Source organism: Haladaptatus pallidirubidus (assembly GCF_020700235.1).
Classification (GTDB): domain Archaea; phylum Halobacteriota; class Halobacteria; order Halobacteriales; family Haladaptataceae; genus Haladaptatus; species Haladaptatus pallidirubidus.
The window spans coordinates 586,159-601,237 of sequence record NZ_CP085301.1 but is presented as its reverse complement, the minus strand read 5'-3'; the positions used below and the strand labels follow the sequence as shown (position 1 = coordinate 601,237).

Here is a 15,079-nt window from a genome sequence, read left to right as displayed (position 1 = left end):
CGGGAAGAACGGTTACGAGCGTAAATCGCCTTCGTCTCGCCGAGCGACGAGAAACCGAATCGTGACCGCGACCGTCGCCCCGAATGCGTTCGCGGTCGCATCCCCGATTCCGCCGTGTCGAACCGGGACGAACGTCTGGGCGATTTCTATCAGAATACCGAAGCCGGTCGCTCCGGCGATGGCCACCAGCGCGACTGCAATCGCGCTGGTGGCCCAATTCGTCCTGTTAGATTCGTTGGCCCTATTCGCCTCGCCGGGCCTGTTAGACTCGTCAACCCTGCCCGACAGCGCGATTGCGAGCAGGGTAGCCAGAACACCGTATCCAATCGCGTGATACCACTTGTCCGTTCCGACGAGTCCGAGTGGACCGAGGGAGGAAACGCCAGTGTCGGGAGTCGAGAACACGGAAAAGTAGCAGATACCGACCGCAAAAGCGAGGACGGTGCCCCAGTTTTGTGCGGCCGGTTTATCGAGGGAAGAGGGCATTCGTTCGCCAAATAGTAACAGGGAATGTAAAGGACGACGGTTCACCGACCATTTCACAACAGAACATGTTGCGAACTATGACACTTATCAACCGAATATAATCCTACGGATAGAATCGTGTCAATCCGTCCAAAATAGATTTCGATTCGAATATTTGGTCACTGAAAATTGATTTTCTGAAGGGATAAAAACGGACAGATCCAAGAAAGTCACACCTACCGGTGGTTAAACACGATTCGGATCGAAACTCCACCCTTTAATTGTTGGGTGTATGACCAATAAAATCGGTGAAAATAAGCGAAAACGAATTAGAAACCTGATAGCAAATATCGTTCTCTCACATTGCATAGTCGCATGTCCGAAAATACACGACGAACGTTCCTGAAGACGGTCGGCCTCGCAGTCGGTGGCGCGAGCGTCGCAGGTGCCTCTGGCGCACTCGATAGTACGCATGTAACCGCGTCCGACAACCCCTCCACACTCGCCGGACAGGACTGGTCTACGTTCCTGTACGACGCCGCGAATACGGGCAACCCGCCGGGAGACGGCCTCCCCGAACCACCGTTTGGGTGGAGTGAACGACTGAGCGAAGAAGAGATTTCGAACCCTGCTGTCGTTGACGACGTTGCCTACGTCGTTGACGCAACTGTAACAACCATTGCGTTCGACATAGAGACACGCGAAGTACTCTGGCGAGCAACACCCGATATGGATGGTGAGCTGTACTCCTATGGTTCTCCGCCGACGGTCGCAGATGGAACGGTGCTGACGACGGCTGAAGGAATGATTTTCGCGCAAGATGCGGAAGACGGCAACAACCTGTGGCAGTTCGAGGCTGACTCACAACGTACTCCTTCGGTCACTGTCGTCGATGGTACTGTATACGCGACAGCACATCGCACCGGAACAAAATGCTACGCGCTCAACCTCGCAGATGGGTCTGTTCGCTGGGAGTTCGAACCGAACGAGCCGCGAGCAAACGTTCCGGCGGTCGTCGATGGGGTCGCGTACTTCCGTGGAAGGAACGCCGTGTACGCCCTCGATGCCGAAGATGGCACCGAACTGTGGCGGATTGACGGACTATCCCGATCTGGCGGTTCCCCATCAGTCGCGGACGGAAGCATCTTCATCGTAGACGATACCGAACTACGCGCCTTTTCGACCGACGACGGGAGCGAACAGTGGACCGTTCAAGTCGATGAGGGCAGTTTAGACATGGACAGCACGCCTGCCGTCGCCGACGGCAAGGTTTACGTCTCCGGTTCCGGACGCTCGGGGTCGATATACGTGTACGATGCGGAAGATGGAAGCGAGGTTTGGAACTCGTGGGAAACCCTCGCAAATACCGCTACACTCACGATTGCAGGCGGAAATATCTACACGGGTGGTGACCCAATTCGCGTTTTCGACGCATCCTCGGGCGATGCTCAGTGGCAGTACTACCCCCGTGGTACTGTTGAATTCGCACCGACAGTCGTCAACGAATCGGTCTACGCGGGGGACAACTTCGGCTACCTCTACGTGTTTTCGGCGACAGACGACCGAACGAACTGGCGGTTCGTCACGGACGAAACTGTCGAAACTTCGCCCGAAGTTATTGACGACACGCTCTACGCTGTGGATGACAGCGGTAGCCTCTACGCTATTGACACAGAAAGCGGGGGAGAAAAGTGGAAAATCGACGGTTCATATGATGAACAGACCTACGTAGACGGAACCGTCTACGCGTACAGTCGGGACGGAAGGGAACGTCACATCATCGCGGTGGACAGCGAGGACGGAATTGTCGAGTGGAAAACCGCAGTCGACGGAAACGTCGGCGACTACGAAGTCGCCGATGGAACCATCTACGTCTCACAGCAGTATGCGCCCGAGGAGACGTTGTTGTACGCCCTGGACGCGGAGACGGGTGACATCGAGTGGACGTTCGGTAGCGACCATTCGACTGGCGACAGGGCCACTTCTGTCGCCGTCTCGAACGGTATCGTGTACCTCGGCGAGACCGAAAACCTCTGGGCGCTCAGTGCAGGCGATGGCTGTGTCGAGTGGCAGGTTTCCGACGGCGGATTCACGCGGGACTCGACGGTTGTCGTGTCCGATGGCATCGTCTACGCAACCGAACGACACTTCACACAGAACCGCGACAAATCCGCCGAGATCTTCGCCTTCGACGCCAGTGACGGAACGACGCTGTGGTCGAAGAAAATTCCAGATACGACGGACGTGAACGGGCTTACTGTAACGGACGGTTCCGTCTACGCCTCGGTTATCGATGACTCGGGTGAACTCGGTGAGAAACCGCCCCGTCTCGTCGCGCTGGAGGCGGAAACCGGAGACGAACGATGGACGATTTCCCCGACTTCGTATTTGCGAGTTTCCGAGGCAGTCGTCTACGACGATACCATCTACATCGGCAGCAACCGACGCGTGGACGCCTATTCGACGGACGACGGAACCGAACTCGAACACTGGGAAGTGATGGGAACCGTGCGGGCCAAACCGGCAGTCACGGACGATGCTATCTACGCCAGTGCCGGGACGTTCATCTATCCACCGTACAGCGAACGAGCGGAAAGCGGACACGTGTACTCGTTCCGCCGCGACGACTGAACCGGTCGAACGCCCCGACTTTTTTGGCCTGATTGCTCCGCTTTCGACGTTGTCGTTCTACAATGACGTAACCAAAAACAGTTACATCTATGTGGCAACGGCTAACACGATAGCGATCCAATATAAGTGTTGGAACTTACCATGACCGACTTAGGCGGATTTCACGACCACGTCGCTCGCGTCGACCTCTCGGACGGTTCGGTGAACTACGAGAGCGTCGATGACGACGACGCGAAAAAGTACATCGGGGCACGGGGCCTCGGCGTAAAGTACGTGTTCGACCAAGGAGCGGACGTCGACCCGCTCGGTCCGGACAACCTCTTGGCGTTCATGAACGGTCCGCTCACGGGCACACAGACCGTGATGAGCGGTCGAATCGCGGTTTGTACCAAGTCGCCGCTGACGAACACCGTGACGGACTCCCATCACGGTGGGTGGTCGGGCGCACGACTGAAGTGGGCCGGATTCGACGGCCTGCTGTTCGAAGGGCAATCCGACGACCCGGTTATCGCGGTGGTCGAAGATGGCGAAGTCGAACTGCGCGACGCCTCGCACCTCTGGGGGAAAGGCGTCCACGAAACCCGCGACACCTTGGAGGAGGAAATCGACGGTGCCTACGGCAAGAACCTCTCGATGATGGCAATCGGGCAGGCGGGCGAGAACGAAGTTCGGTACGCCTGCATCATCAACGAGGACGACCGAGCGTCCGGGCGCGGCGGCACCGGTGCGGTAATGGGGTCGAAAGGTCTCAAGGCGATCGTCATTAAATCCACGACGAAGATGCAACAGCCCGCCGACCAAGAAACATTCCAGAAGGGCCACAAGCAGGCGATGCAGGCCATTCAGGAATCCGACGTGACGGCCCCGAACGAGGGTGGTCTGTCGCTGTACGGCACGAACGTCTTGATGAACGTCACCAACGAGATGGACGGTCTGCCGACTCGGAACGCACAGCACACCAGCACCAGCAGCGAGGCCGAGGCGGGGCATTCGCAACCGAACATCGACGCCGAGAACGTCTCCGGCGAGAACGTCCGCGAGAACATTCTCGTGGACGAACCGACCTGTCACTCCTGTCCGGTGGCCTGTAAGAAGGAAGTCGAGGTGCAGGTCCACCACAAGGGCGACGACATGAACGTCCGGATGGAGTCCTACGAGTACGAATCCGCGTGGGCGCTCGGTCCGAACTCGATGACCGACGACCGGGACAAGGTCGCGCTGATGATAGACCGCTGTAACGACGTGGCACTCGACACCATCGAGATGGGCAACACCATGGCGATGGCGATGGAAGCGACCGAGGAGGGTCGCTTGGACGAGGGCCTCGAATGGGGTGACGTGGACACGATGGTCGATATGATAGACCGCGTGGCCCACCGTGAAGACGAACTCGCCGGCCTGCTCGCGGAGGGTGCAGCCCGCGCCGCGACCGAACTCGGCGACGAGGAGATGGCGCTGGACGTGAAAGGCCAGACGATGGCCGCCTACGACCCGCGGGCGATGAAGGGAATGGCAATCGGCTACGCGACCAGCAACCGCGGCGCGTGCCACCTGCGCGGCTACACGCCTGCCGCCGAACTGCTCGGCATTCCGGAGAAGGTTGACCCGGCGGATTGGGAAGGCAAGGGTGAACTCTGCGCCACCTTCCAAGACATGCACGCGGTCAGCGACTCCTTCGACATCTGCAAGTTCAACGCCTTCGCGGAGGGCGTCGAGGAGTACGTCCTCCAGTACAACGGCATGACCGGTCTCGACGTGTCCGAGGACGAACTGATGGAGTCCGGCGAGCGCATCTACAACTTGGAGCGCTACTACAACAACCTCGTCGGCTTCGACGGCGACGACGACGACCTGCCGGCTCGATTCGTCGAAGGTCACCCCGACGCCATTCCCGGAGAGGGCGGTTCGGAGGGCCAACTCGCCGAACTGGCGGAGATGAAAGAAGAATACTACGACGTGCGCGGCTGGGAAAGCGGCGTGGTTCCCGACGAGAAACTGGACGACCTCGGCATCGACGTCGGTCCCGGAACCGGCGTGAGTCGCGGTGGCGCGGCGGCCTCCGGCGACGACTAGGTCGAACAGTCGAATTTTCGTATTTTTGTACCGGCTTGTTAGCTACTACTGATTCTAATCAGACCTCAACGTGGCGAAATGAGCAACGAGTGATACGGGTTGGTATCGGTATGCTGTTCGCAAATCACGACTCCAGTGAGACTGCCACCGCAACCGCCCACATGCCTCCCAGCCGTTTCCTTCCACTCCTTTCAGTCGTTTCAGTCATCCCTCGCGTGGTGATTGGCAGGCCTTCAGGACATCCTCAGGCCTGCCAACGCACGCGCCAGAGCGTTTTTTCTCGTACACGTAGGTGATGTCGGCGGTCACGCCGGAGTCTATCAGAAGATGTCGGACGAAGCCGCGTTGTCGATGTGGCTTTTGAGTTCATCCCCGGCCGTCATCGGGTTGCTCGACGTAGCAGTTCGCGTCGCTTCGCGTCACTTTGTTGTTGTATGGCTCGCCTCCACCGACTTCCGACTGCACTGGTGATGGGTCGCCGGGGTTGGACAATGGCCCCCCGCGGTTCCGGAAAATGATCCGGTTCCGACTATTGATGCGCCCGTAACACCCACTGTACTGGCTTTCAGCCACGCTCGGCGACTGATTCCGTTCGGCGCGCGCTCTTTGATTGGCTTGTCGAACGAACCGTCTTGCTTCTGTTGAGGCACCGGGATATGATTCAATAGTCGTCAAAAGTAATTTTATACAAGGATACAAATTCTAATATAGTTAAGATCCTACTAATACGTTCCTCGAAAGGAGTTCGACCGGCCGTTCCCGACCGCGCGCGATCGAAATCCCTCCCGATACTCACTCTGTTATCCCTGACTTTACTCGAGATACGTCTGAAAAATTCTATTCAGATGCTTCACAATAATTTCCCGCCGATCACCATTCTTTCGGCGCATGGTAACGCCTGCCGCATCGAAAGCTTCTAACTATCGTTATCGAACGTGAAGGTGGCATGACTGACCGTCCCGGCGACACAGATAAATTCGAAACGATGGCCGTGACTCACGCGGAGCAACCATCGCACGACGACCGAGCGGGCGACGTGACGATGCCGATTCACCTCGCTTCGACCTTCGAAGTCGGTGGTATCGACCCGGACATCTCCCTCGAAGACCTTAACCCAGACGAAAACCAGTATCTCTACTCGCGGCTTTCCAACCCGACCCGACACGCCCTCGAAAAGCGACTCGCGGCCCTCGAAGGCGGGGATTACGGGATGGCCTTCGCCTCCGGAACTTCCGCAATCGTGGCGACCATCACCGCTTCCGTCTCGCCCGGCGACCACGTCGTCGCGTTCGACGATCTCTACGGTGGGACGAAGACGATGCTCAAGGAACTGTTCCGCGAGCGACTAGACGTGGCCGTCGATTTCGTGGACGCCCGCGACACCGACTCCGTTTCCGACGCCGTGCGCGACGACACCGCCCTCATCTGGATGGAAACGCCGACGAATCCGCTCCTCCGACTCTGTGATATCGAGGCCATCGCATCCATCGCGGAATCAGTCGACGCGACCCTCGGTGTGGACAACACCTTCCTCTCGCCGTACTTCCAGCGACCACTCGAACTCGGCGCGGACGTGGTCGTCCACAGCACGACGAAGTACCTGAACGGCCACAGCGACTCAATCGGCGGCGCGGCGGTCACCAGCGACGAGGAACTGGCGAACGAAATCGGATTCCTCCAGCAGGTCGGCATGGGCAACATGCTCGCGCCCTTCGACGCCTTCCTCACTCTTCGGGGCCTGAAGACGCTCCCGCTCAGAATGCGCCAGCACGAGACCAACGCCGCCGAAATCGCGGCGTATCTGGACGAACGCGAAGGCGTTTCGACCGTCTACTACCCCGGCCTCGAATCCCATCCGCAGTACGACCTCGCCACACGCCAGATGGACGGTGGGGGCGGCGTCGTCTCTTTCGAACTCGACGGAGGGCTCGCGGATGTCGAACGATTCGTCGGCGAACTCGACCACTTCGCGCTAGCGGTCAGCCTCGGCGGCGTGGAGTCGCTCATCGAACATCCCGCGAGTATGACCCACTCGCCGCTCACGCCCGAAGAGCGCGAGGAAATCGGCATCTCGGATTCGCTCCTGCGGATTTCCGTCGGGGTCGAGCACCCGCGGGATTTGCTCGCCGACCTGGAATCTGCTTTCGAGGTTTTGGACTAGCGGACTGCTGAGAACGACTGTCTTGTATTTTGATTACTGATTTTTACTTACTGTGTCTCGGCCACTGTTTTCGATTCTATGGTAGCTATTCCCGACTCCAATGAAACCGCCACGACGAAACCGGTGATACGCAATTCGAACTGAGGCACTTTGTCGGTAGCAAATCACGACAACACATGCCGCCATCGCACTGCAAGCCACACCCTCCCCAACCGACTCCCTCAACTCGCTGACGCTCGTTTCGGTCGTCCCTCACACGACTTCGCGCAGGGCTTCGGAGGTGAACTCCTCATCCCTGCGCCAGCGCGCGCCACTATGTTTGTGAAAATTCACTTGGCACTCAATTACCGCATGACGCGCTGGCGAGGCTTCTCGGAGATGGTCGTCCGAGAAGCCGAGTCGAAGTCGCGCGAGGGATGACCGAGCGAATGCAGTGAGCGAAGGAATCGGTTGGGGAGGACGTGGTGCGGTCTCGGTGGAGTCGGGATTTGTAGACTTGATCACTCCAAAAACCCGGCAAACATACTCCGATTCGACCAATCCTGTGAAAATCCTGTGAACTACCGAAACAAAACACAACAAACTACCTGTCATCACTCTTCAGTTCCAATCACGACGGCGTCCCGAATCTCAAGCGCGCTGTCGAACTCCGACCGGCGACGTTCGCGCCGTCCGATTCGGTAGAGTTGTTGTTCGTGCGCGCGCCGAAGTCCATCCCATTCCCGCCGCCCAAATCCAAGCCGATTGCCGACCGTTTCCCAGTGTCCTTCCTCGACGAGAAAGACGCGTTCTTCGGGCGTTTCGTGGACGCATTCGTACCGCTGTCGGTACTCGGCAATCCGCCCGCCGAGGTCGGCCTGCGTCTCGCCGAGCAGTTCGGAGAGTCGCTCGAGCGGCACGCTGGCTTTGGCGCCCGCCATCAGCACGATTTGGCCTTCGATGGGGTGGTTGGGGTCGTCGTCGGTCATTTGAAACTCGCGGTACCCGCGCTCTTATCCTCCCGCGCGCATGGCCTTCTGGGAGAAATCGTCCACGAGCGAATCGAGCGTTTCCTCGTTGCCCTCGAAAACGACCGTGATTTCGGTCAGTTCGACGGTCGGCCCGATCTCGACTTTTTCCGAGGACAGCGAGGCCCGCCAGCCATCGCCCGACACGTCGCCGTCCTCCTCTACCTCGCCGCCGAGGTTTTCGAGGTAGACGCGCGCGAGTCGTTCGTTGATACCCCGGAAGGATTTCTCGCGTCGCATCTATCCACCCGCGACCGGCGGGAAGATGCTGAGTCTGTCACCCTCTGCAAGTGCGGTTTCCCTGCCGTCGAGATGGACAACGTCCTTTCCGTTTTTCATGATGGTGACTTGCGGTCGCAACTCTCCGTCCTCGAACACGTCGACTCCGTACTCCTCGGTGAGCGATTCCAGCACGTCGCCGACCGTCGCCTCGTCCGAGAATTCCCGTTCGAGTTCCTTCTGTCCGACATCTTCACGGAAGTTCGCAAAGAACCGGAGCGTGAGTTCCATACGCGGAAATGGCTCGCTGTGATTATAAACGCTCAGACTGCGGAACGGTTCGGTGCAAGCGTCCGCCTCGACCGATTCAGTTCGCCCCGAGCGCCCCGCCGACGATTCCGACGAACAGGAGGAAGACGACGGTTCCCGCGAGCACGGGCGACCCGGTGGTTAGCCCGAAACCAACCGCCTGTGTTCCGACGAGCATGCGACCGAACTCGGCTACTGCTCGGTCTGCCCCGACGAGAATTATCGCCGACGCGCCGAGCACGACGAGGGATGCCCCCGCCGCAAATACGCCGTTGAGTCCGCCGCGCTCCCAGTCGGAACCGGCGTAGCGTCCGGTGACGTAGCTCCCAAACGGGAACGCGACCGTGCTCGCAAGTGCGGTCAGACGGACGAGAGATGCCGAAGTTTCGAGAAGCAACAGCAGGGCGGGGGCGAGATGCGCACCGAGCGTGACGACCATTCCGACCGCAATCGCACCGCCGTCGATTCGGGAGGTGGCCGATTGCTGACTTTTCGCCCGTCGAACGCGGGACAGCGGCCGGTCGTCGCCGCTCATCTCCCGAATCGGATGCCGTCGTTGACGATGCGGGCGTTTCGCTCGCGGTCGATGTGCGCGGAGAGGTCGTCGTTGTCGTACAACTGCTGGACGAGCGCGGCGTGGAGGTCGCGCCACGCCATCGCGTAGATGGGCGATTGTCCCCACGCTCGCAGTTCGGCGACGAAATCGTCGTACTGCTCCCATCGGGTTTCGAACCGCTCGACAACGTCGACGGCGGCGCTGGCCACGTCTTCGTCCGAGTTGTCTTCGATAAGTCGATTGAGTCGCGCTTCCCACCCCGCGACGGCCTCCTGCATGTCGCGCGCCGCGGCGTCGCCGTCTTCGGGAAGTGAGTTGACGATAGCCTCTGGAACCACGAGTGAAATTTCGTCCATGCAGTGGGGTTGTTCGCAATCCGTCAAAAACGCTTGGCTCGGCGGTGCAGTGTTCTTATTTCGCGTCGGCCAGTCGCTCGAACTGCTCGTCGCTGAGCGAAACGTCGGTTGCGTCGAGGTTCTCTTCCAACTGCTCTACCGTTCGCGCGCCGACAATCGGTGCCGTCACTGCGTCGTGTCTTAGCAACCACGCGAGGCTGACCTTCGCCGGAGTCGTCCCGACCTCCTCGGCGACCGTTTCGACTTCCTCCAGTACGTCGAAGTTCTCCTCGGTCAGGTAGGAATCGCGGAACTGCTGGTCCGTCGCGCCGCGGGTTCCCTCCGGCGGTTCCTCGTCTCGGGCGTATTTGCCGGTCAGGAAACCCCCCGCGAGCGGCGACCACGGGATGATGCCGATGTCGTAATCCTCGCACATCGGCAGGTAGTTCGACTCGATTTCGCGGTTGACGAGATTGTATCGCGGTTGCGCGAGGCGGAACGGTTCGTACTCCATCTCGTTCGCCTTGACGACCTTCCACGCGTTCGGTTCGAGCGTCGACGTGCCGATGTAGTTCACTTTGCCGTCCCGGACGAACCTGTCGAGCGTGCGCATGAACTCCTCAGCGGGCGTCTCGTCGTCCCACCGGTGGATATAGAGCAAGTCGAGGTACTCCGTACCGAGACGGTCGAGAATGAGATTCATCTGCCTGCGCAGGTGCTTGCGCGAGAGGCCGCGTCCATTCGGGTCGTCCTTTCGGGTCGGCCAGTAAATTTTGGATGCGACGACGAAATCCTCGCGATCGCGGTTCGCGAGCCAGTTGCCGATGTATCGCTCGCTCTCGCCGTCGCCGTACATGTCGGCGGTGTCGATGAAGTTACCACCAGCGTCCGCGTAGGCGTCCAACAGTTCGTGAGCGCGCTTTTCGCCGATTTCGACTTTGCCTTCATCGTTTTCTCGACCGAATCGCCACGTTCCGAACGCGATTTCACTCACTTTCGTGCCGGTACTGCCGAGCGACACCGTTTCGAGTCCCATGTCTACCCGTTTTCGAGAGGGAGGTTAAAGTGACCGAAGGAGGACAGGGTTAGGGAGTAGCGGAAAGGGGAAAACCGGGGTACGGCGAGTGGAGGACGGTGTCGAGCGAGAGGGGGACTACTCCTGTCCGTAGGAGTGTCCGGCGAAGAGGGCGACGATGTGACATGCCAGCAGGGAGAGGAAAACCGTAATTTCTGCGCCAGCGAGACCATCTATCAGGAGTGGAACGTAGAAGAACGGCAGTGCAACTGCCGACCAGAAGCCGACGAACTGAAGCGGTGTCGTGAGCGTGTGCTCTCGGTACTTCGCGTGGAGTGCGGTGATTTTCTTGCGTCCAATAGCGGTGCGACTGATACCGTCACCGTCGTTTTCGAATGAGGTTGTTCCCGACATTGTAGCACACTCGTGCCCGACTAAGTCGTAGACAGGGGCGACCTTATAGCGTGGAGAGCGTTGGGATGAATTCACATCGTTTACGACCAATGAACCGACCTGTCTATCCATTTATAACGCTCTAAAAAGTCGCCAAACGCTTCAAAATCGTTTTTGAGGTTGTTTCACTGAAACCTCTTCTTCGGGATACGGAATAAATACAATTCTTATCGGTAAGATAAAATTCAGATGAATGCGAGCGGAACCATTATAAGAATCCCCGCGGAGAGTCCCGAGAGCAGTTCGCGGTAGCCACCGCCTGGTAATTCCTCGCCGACTTCAAGCGCTTCCGGAATGAACTCGGCCGCGACGAGATATATCATGGCCCCCGCCGCAAAGCCGAACCCGACGGGAAGGAAATCTCGCGCGGTTCGCACGAAGTAGAACGCGATGACTGCGCCGACTGGTTGGGGCAAACTCGAAAAAATCGACCACCAAACCATCCGCCAGTTACTCACGCCCATCGAGCGGAGTGGGATGGAGATGGCAACCCCTTCCGGAACGTTGTGAATCGAGATGGCGACGGTCATGAAGATGGCGAGAAGCGGAATCGAAAACCCGAGAACGGCGATTCCGTCGATGGTTCCGAGATTCAAATCAGCGAACGAGACGCCGATTGCGACACCTTCCGGAAAACTGTGGACGGTGAGAATACCGAGGATAAGCACTAGTTTCTTGAAATCTGCCTCCTCGTACTTTTTCGGATTGACTTCCACGCCGGCGATGGCGCGGTGGCTTACGACGACGAGTCCGGCACCGACCAGCAACCCGATGCCCACACCGGTGAAACTGCCGCCGTTCACGTTCGAAACACCCTCGAATATCAAACCGAACACCGACGCGGAGAGCATGATTCCCGAAGCGAGCCCCCAGAGAACGACGTTCCATCGGTCGCTCACGTCGCTGACGAGAAAAAACGGGAGGGCACCGACGCCGGTTGCGAGCGCCGTAATAAGCCCTGCGACGAATACCAGCGAGAAGTTTCCCAGCACTCCCATAGCCGTCTATTTTGGCGTACGCAGGGTTAATACTTATCATAACGCCTACCATTTCGGCATGCCTAAAAACGGAACGCGGATTCCGGCGCATACGTGTGGCTCTATCTTCGGAACAGGGCGGCATTCGTTCGACGCCGTCCGTCGAACGGAGGGGCTCAGTCGAGGTTGTAGCCGTGACCGACGACGATGGCGACCATGTTCAGGGCGAGGAGGAGGGCGAACGTCACGGTCGTCGCAGACACGTAGCCGTGATACAGCAGCGGCGGGTAGGCGAACGGGAGCGCGACCGCGGTCCAGAAGCTCAGGAACTGAACCGGCGCGAACAGCTTTCGGGCGGTGCTTTCGACGGCGTTACGGGGAACGGACAGTTCGAAATCCGATGCGTGGTCGTTCTGTATCGTTGGAGGGCTGGACATGATTACTCTGGGATGTATCTCTCGCTACGACTGGAGGGGTCATATAACGAGATGAGTGTACAACGAAATTCGCGCTATTTTACCACTCTAATTCGGTTCACCGGCATTTTATAATCTTCTGAGAGATCTTTAGACCTTTTAAAACGGGTTTTGAGCTAGTATCTATGAATCGGTTTTCAAAACGTGTCCGATAGAGTATCATGAAATCGAAACTCGAACTTCTGATTTCGAATCATCGAGAAGTTCTCACTTTGGCAATTGAATTGAATATTTGCACGCTGCGATATATTCTGTCTTCCAACACGAACTTCGCACAAACGAGCGCGTCATCGGAAAGGGGTCGAATCGGGAACAAATCCGACCATCGAGCGTTTGCCGTTCTATCCCCGGTTCGCTTCACTCGCCGGCTATCCGCGGATCTACCGAATTTCGACGCCCGGAACCTCGGCTCGGCTATCGAATTGAAGTCGTGAAAATGCCCGGGGAGGGCTCCGAACCCTCGATCTCCGCATGTCCCAGGTTCGAGGCCTGGCGGGGCCTCACGGGCGCATGGGAGGCTTCCAAGGCCTGAGCGCCAAATCTCAGAACCCTATGAGTGCGGCGCTATGTCCAGCTAAGCCACCCGGGCTCAACTACGGGTAGGGATGAGTCACTCTTTAAAGTTCTCATATCGACCGCCGGATGTCACTGGGATGCACGCCACGATGGCGACGCCGTCGTTCGACTTGCACGACAATCCTATGCTGGTTATCATACCAGTTTTGTCTGTGTCGTGTTCACCCGGCGGATTTAAGATACGGGCCTGACCATTCCCTGCATGAGCGTACCGGGAATCGTCCAGTCTAGTCTCGGAGACGAGCACGTCGCCGCGAAAGTGTCGCTTGGCGGGGAAGACATCCTTTTCGTCACACCCTCGCGAACACTCGTCTACCGCGCCGACGGCCTGTTGAGCGACGAATCGGTCGAAGAGTACCCACACGGAGCGGAGCGGATTTCCGTCGCCGAAGGGCGACGGAAATCCACCATCACCCTCGATTACGGTATCGACGGCGAAGACACCTTTAAAATCCCGACCAAACGCCTTCACGATGCACTGCATCCCGTCATCGCTGGTGTGCTGAACGGCGCGGGTATCACCGACGCGAACGAGCAGGTCACCCAAACCTACCAGTTCAGCGAACTCACCCTGGTACTCACTAGCGCACGCGTCGTAAAACACGTGGGAGAAGCGATTTGGGATCAAGATTTCGAGCAGTTCCATTTTGCCGACGTGACGAGTCTCGACGTCGAAGAAGGAACCGTCTCCTCGCAAATTATCATCGAAGCGAACGGTCGCCCTCAGCGAATCAAAACTCCGAGCGACCGAACCCGAGAAGTCCGCGAGCGAATCGAACAGTCGCTCCTCACCTACCACGATGTCGGTAGTTACGCCGAGTTCAAGCAGACGGTCGCACCGGACGAAAATCCGAGCCGAAATCCGACGAAAACGTCTCGCTCACCGAGGATGACGACGTGTTCGGGGGCGGCGTCGAACCGCTCAATGCGGACCCGCCCGAACTCGACGACAACGGACAAATCGTGGAAGGGGTGCCATCCGATCCGCTCGGCAAGGGCGAGGCCGAACGCGTTTCTGCGGAACTGGAAGATGCCGACCACGCGACGACCGAATCCGCACCGACGGACGCGACGGCCGCGGAATCACGACCCGCTTCCACTGGCTCGCCGACCGGTTCGGCCGCCGAATCGGAAACCGAGCCGCGAGAAACCGAAAATAGCGGATCTCAAACGGGGAAAACCATCGCACAGGAACCCGAAGCGACGACCGGTTTTGCCGACTCGGGCTTCTAATCCGCGAGCGAGAATTTAGACGACCCGGTGGAGGCGCAACTGACCGCCCTTACCGAAGTCGTCGAGCGACAGAACGAACTGCTCGAACAACAGCAACGCACCATCGAGCAACTCATCGAGGAACTGACGCGCGGTCGATAGCCATTTTTCTGCCGGGTCTCACTCTCGTCCCGTCACCTTCCGAATACAGGACGACCCGAACGGCCCGTGTTCGCCCGCATCGAGTTTCATGAAGTAACCCGTCGAGATGCCGGTTCCACAGCGCCGACAGCTGAAATCTCCTTCCTTCGTCACCACGTCGCTTTCGAACCTGAGGTAGCTGCCGCCCTGCGGTCGGATGATTCCGTTTTCGCGCTCGATGACGCCGCGTTTTTCGGCCTCGTCGAGAATCGTCCGCGTCATCGACGGATTGGTGGTAATCGTCTCGATGCGGTCTACCGCCTCCGCGACCGACAGTTCGGGATGTTCTAGTTTGGACAACAGTTCCACCCCCAGCGCGACGGTATCGTCCTCGTCCATCGACTACGAATCCCGCACGAAGCGGATTAAACGTTGCGCGCTCGGGTGGAAAGAACTTAACCTCTTCCCCCGCT

The 15,079-nt window shown here is 58.5% G+C and carries 17 protein-coding genes, 1 tRNA gene and 1 pseudogene; 5 read left to right on the top strand and 14 right to left on the bottom strand.

The window, feature by feature from the left end:
* Positions 1-12 precede the first annotated feature (12 nt).
* Positions 13-486: a VanZ family protein gene (locus LIX15_RS03475; protein WP_227776116.1), complete on the bottom strand. Its 474-nt coding sequence runs from the start codon at positions 484-486 to the stop codon at positions 13-15.
* Positions 487-840: 354 nt separating this feature from the next.
* On the opposite strand from LIX15_RS03475, the gene LIX15_RS03470 reads away from it, so the two are divergent.
* Positions 841-3,096, top strand: a complete 2,256-nt coding sequence (locus LIX15_RS03470) for an outer membrane protein assembly factor BamB family protein (RefSeq protein ID WP_227776115.1) — start codon at positions 841-843, stop codon at positions 3,094-3,096.
* A gap of 141 nt (positions 3,097-3,237) precedes the next feature.
* Positions 3,238-5,169 carry an aldehyde ferredoxin oxidoreductase family protein gene (locus tag LIX15_RS03465; RefSeq protein WP_227776114.1) on the top strand — a complete coding sequence of 644 codons (1,932 nt, stop codon included), beginning with the start codon at positions 3,238-3,240 and terminating at the stop codon, positions 5,167-5,169.
* Positions 5,170-5,588: 419 nt separating this feature from the next.
* On the opposite strand, the gene LIX15_RS03460 is transcribed toward LIX15_RS03465, so the two are convergent.
* The gene (locus tag LIX15_RS03460; RefSeq protein ID WP_227776113.1) at positions 5,589-5,819 is read right to left on the bottom strand and encodes a hypothetical protein; all 231 of its coding nucleotides are present in this window, start codon (positions 5,817-5,819) and stop codon (positions 5,589-5,591) included.
* 296 nt (positions 5,820-6,115) lie between these two features.
* Here LIX15_RS03460 and LIX15_RS03455 point away from each other — a divergent pair, with 296 nt between their 5' ends.
* Positions 6,116-7,330 (top strand): trans-sulfuration enzyme family protein, encoded by a 1,215-nt coding sequence (locus LIX15_RS03455; protein WP_390184411.1) that lies wholly within the window; start codon positions 6,116-6,118, stop codon positions 7,328-7,330.
* A 252-nt stretch (positions 7,331-7,582) separates the two neighbouring features.
* Here LIX15_RS03455 and LIX15_RS03450 read toward each other — a convergent pair whose 3' ends face one another.
* From LIX15_RS03450 to LIX15_RS03400, 11 genes are all read right to left on the bottom strand, one after another.
* Positions 7,583-7,834, bottom strand: a complete 252-nt coding sequence (locus LIX15_RS03450; RefSeq protein ID WP_227776112.1) for a hypothetical protein — start codon at positions 7,832-7,834, stop codon at positions 7,583-7,585.
* An 89-nt stretch (positions 7,835-7,923) separates the two neighbouring features.
* Positions 7,924-8,298 (bottom strand): DUF8048 family protein, encoded by a 375-nt coding sequence (locus LIX15_RS03445; protein WP_227776111.1) that lies wholly within the window; start codon positions 8,296-8,298, stop codon positions 7,924-7,926.
* 24 nt (positions 8,299-8,322) lie between these two features.
* A complete protein-coding gene (locus LIX15_RS03440) occupies positions 8,323-8,577 on the bottom strand; it encodes a MoaD-like domain-containing protein (RefSeq protein ID WP_227776110.1) in 255 nt (84 codons plus the stop codon).
* Complete coding sequence (locus LIX15_RS03435) at positions 8,578-8,847, bottom strand: ubiquitin-like small modifier protein 1 (protein ID WP_227776109.1); 270 nt, start codon at positions 8,845-8,847, stop codon at positions 8,578-8,580.
* Positions 8,848-8,923: 76 nt separating this feature from the next.
* Positions 8,924-9,400, bottom strand: coding sequence for a hypothetical protein (locus LIX15_RS03430; RefSeq protein ID WP_227776108.1), 477 nt, complete (start codon positions 9,398-9,400; stop codon positions 8,924-8,926).
* Positions 9,397-9,777, bottom strand: a complete 381-nt coding sequence (locus LIX15_RS03425; RefSeq protein WP_227776107.1) for a DUF7971 family protein — start codon at positions 9,775-9,777, stop codon at positions 9,397-9,399. The genes LIX15_RS03430 and LIX15_RS03425 overlap by 4 nt, the downstream gene beginning before the upstream one ends.
* 55 nt (positions 9,778-9,832) lie before the next feature.
* The gene (locus tag LIX15_RS03420; protein WP_227776106.1) at positions 9,833-10,792 is read right to left on the bottom strand and encodes an aldo/keto reductase; all 960 of its coding nucleotides are present in this window, start codon (positions 10,790-10,792) and stop codon (positions 9,833-9,835) included.
* A gap of 117 nt (positions 10,793-10,909) precedes the next feature.
* Positions 10,910-11,185 (bottom strand): DUF8028 family protein, encoded by a 276-nt coding sequence (locus tag LIX15_RS03415; protein ID WP_227776105.1) that lies wholly within the window; start codon positions 11,183-11,185, stop codon positions 10,910-10,912.
* Positions 11,186-11,409: 224 nt separating this feature from the next.
* Positions 11,410-12,222, bottom strand: coding sequence for a ZIP family metal transporter (locus tag LIX15_RS03410; RefSeq protein ID WP_227776104.1), 813 nt, complete (start codon positions 12,220-12,222; stop codon positions 11,410-11,412).
* 155 nt (positions 12,223-12,377) lie between these two features.
* Positions 12,378-12,638 (bottom strand): DUF8028 family protein, encoded by a 261-nt coding sequence (locus LIX15_RS03405; RefSeq protein WP_227776103.1) that lies wholly within the window; start codon positions 12,636-12,638, stop codon positions 12,378-12,380.
* 476 nt (positions 12,639-13,114) lie between these two features.
* Positions 13,115-13,266 (bottom strand) — tRNA-Met (locus LIX15_RS03400).
* 189 nt (positions 13,267-13,455) lie between these two features.
* On the opposite strand from LIX15_RS03400, the pseudogene LIX15_RS33600 reads away from it, so the two are divergent.
* Positions 13,456-13,719: pseudogene (locus LIX15_RS33600) on the top strand (DUF7115 domain-containing protein); the annotation flags it as partial.
* 431 nt (positions 13,720-14,150) lie between these two features.
* Positions 14,151-14,486 carry a hypothetical protein gene (locus LIX15_RS03390; protein WP_227776101.1) on the top strand — a complete coding sequence of 112 codons (336 nt, stop codon included), beginning with the start codon at positions 14,151-14,153 and terminating at the stop codon, positions 14,484-14,486.
* A 159-nt stretch (positions 14,487-14,645) separates the two neighbouring features.
* On the opposite strand, the gene LIX15_RS03385 is transcribed toward LIX15_RS03390, so the two are convergent.
* Positions 14,646-15,005, bottom strand: coding sequence for a DUF5830 family protein (locus LIX15_RS03385; RefSeq protein ID WP_227776100.1), 360 nt, complete (start codon positions 15,003-15,005; stop codon positions 14,646-14,648).
* Positions 15,006-15,079 lie beyond the last annotated feature (74 nt).

Bases quoted from the DNA above. Each gene is read 5' to 3' on its own strand.
- LIX15_RS03475 (WP_227776116.1), bottom strand. From the start codon at position 486: ATGCCCTCTTCCCTCGATAAACCGGCCGCACAAAACTGGGGCACCGTC.
- LIX15_RS03470 (WP_227776115.1), top strand. From the start codon at position 841: ATGTCCGAAAATACACGACGAACGTTCCTGAAGACGGTCGGCCTCGCA.
- LIX15_RS03465 (WP_227776114.1), top strand. From the start codon at position 3,238: ATGACCGACTTAGGCGGATTTCACGACCACGTCGCTCGCGTCGACCTC.
- LIX15_RS03455 (WP_390184411.1), top strand. From the start codon at position 6,116: ATGACTGACCGTCCCGGCGACACAGATAAATTCGAAACGATGGCCGTG.
- LIX15_RS03445 (WP_227776111.1), bottom strand. From the start codon at position 8,298: ATGACCGACGACGACCCCAACCACCCCATCGAAGGCCAAATCGTGCTG.
- LIX15_RS03440 (WP_227776110.1), bottom strand. From the start codon at position 8,577: ATGCGACGCGAGAAATCCTTCCGGGGTATCAACGAACGACTCGCGCGC.
- LIX15_RS03435 (WP_227776109.1), bottom strand. From the start codon at position 8,847: ATGGAACTCACGCTCCGGTTCTTTGCGAACTTCCGTGAAGATGTCGGA.
- LIX15_RS03430 (WP_227776108.1), bottom strand. From the start codon at position 9,400: ATGAGCGGCGACGACCGGCCGCTGTCCCGCGTTCGACGGGCGAAAAGT.
- LIX15_RS03425 (WP_227776107.1), bottom strand. From the start codon at position 9,777: ATGGACGAAATTTCACTCGTGGTTCCAGAGGCTATCGTCAACTCACTT.
- LIX15_RS03420 (WP_227776106.1), bottom strand. From the start codon at position 10,792: ATGGGACTCGAAACGGTGTCGCTCGGCAGTACCGGCACGAAAGTGAGT.
- LIX15_RS03415 (WP_227776105.1), bottom strand. From the start codon at position 11,185: ATGTCGGGAACAACCTCATTCGAAAACGACGGTGACGGTATCAGTCGC.
- LIX15_RS03410 (WP_227776104.1), bottom strand. From the start codon at position 12,222: ATGGGAGTGCTGGGAAACTTCTCGCTGGTATTCGTCGCAGGGCTTATT.
- LIX15_RS03405 (WP_227776103.1), bottom strand. From the start codon at position 12,638: ATGTCCAGCCCTCCAACGATACAGAACGACCACGCATCGGATTTCGAA.
- LIX15_RS03385 (WP_227776100.1), bottom strand. From the start codon at position 15,005: ATGGACGAGGACGATACCGTCGCGCTGGGGGTGGAACTGTTGTCCAAA.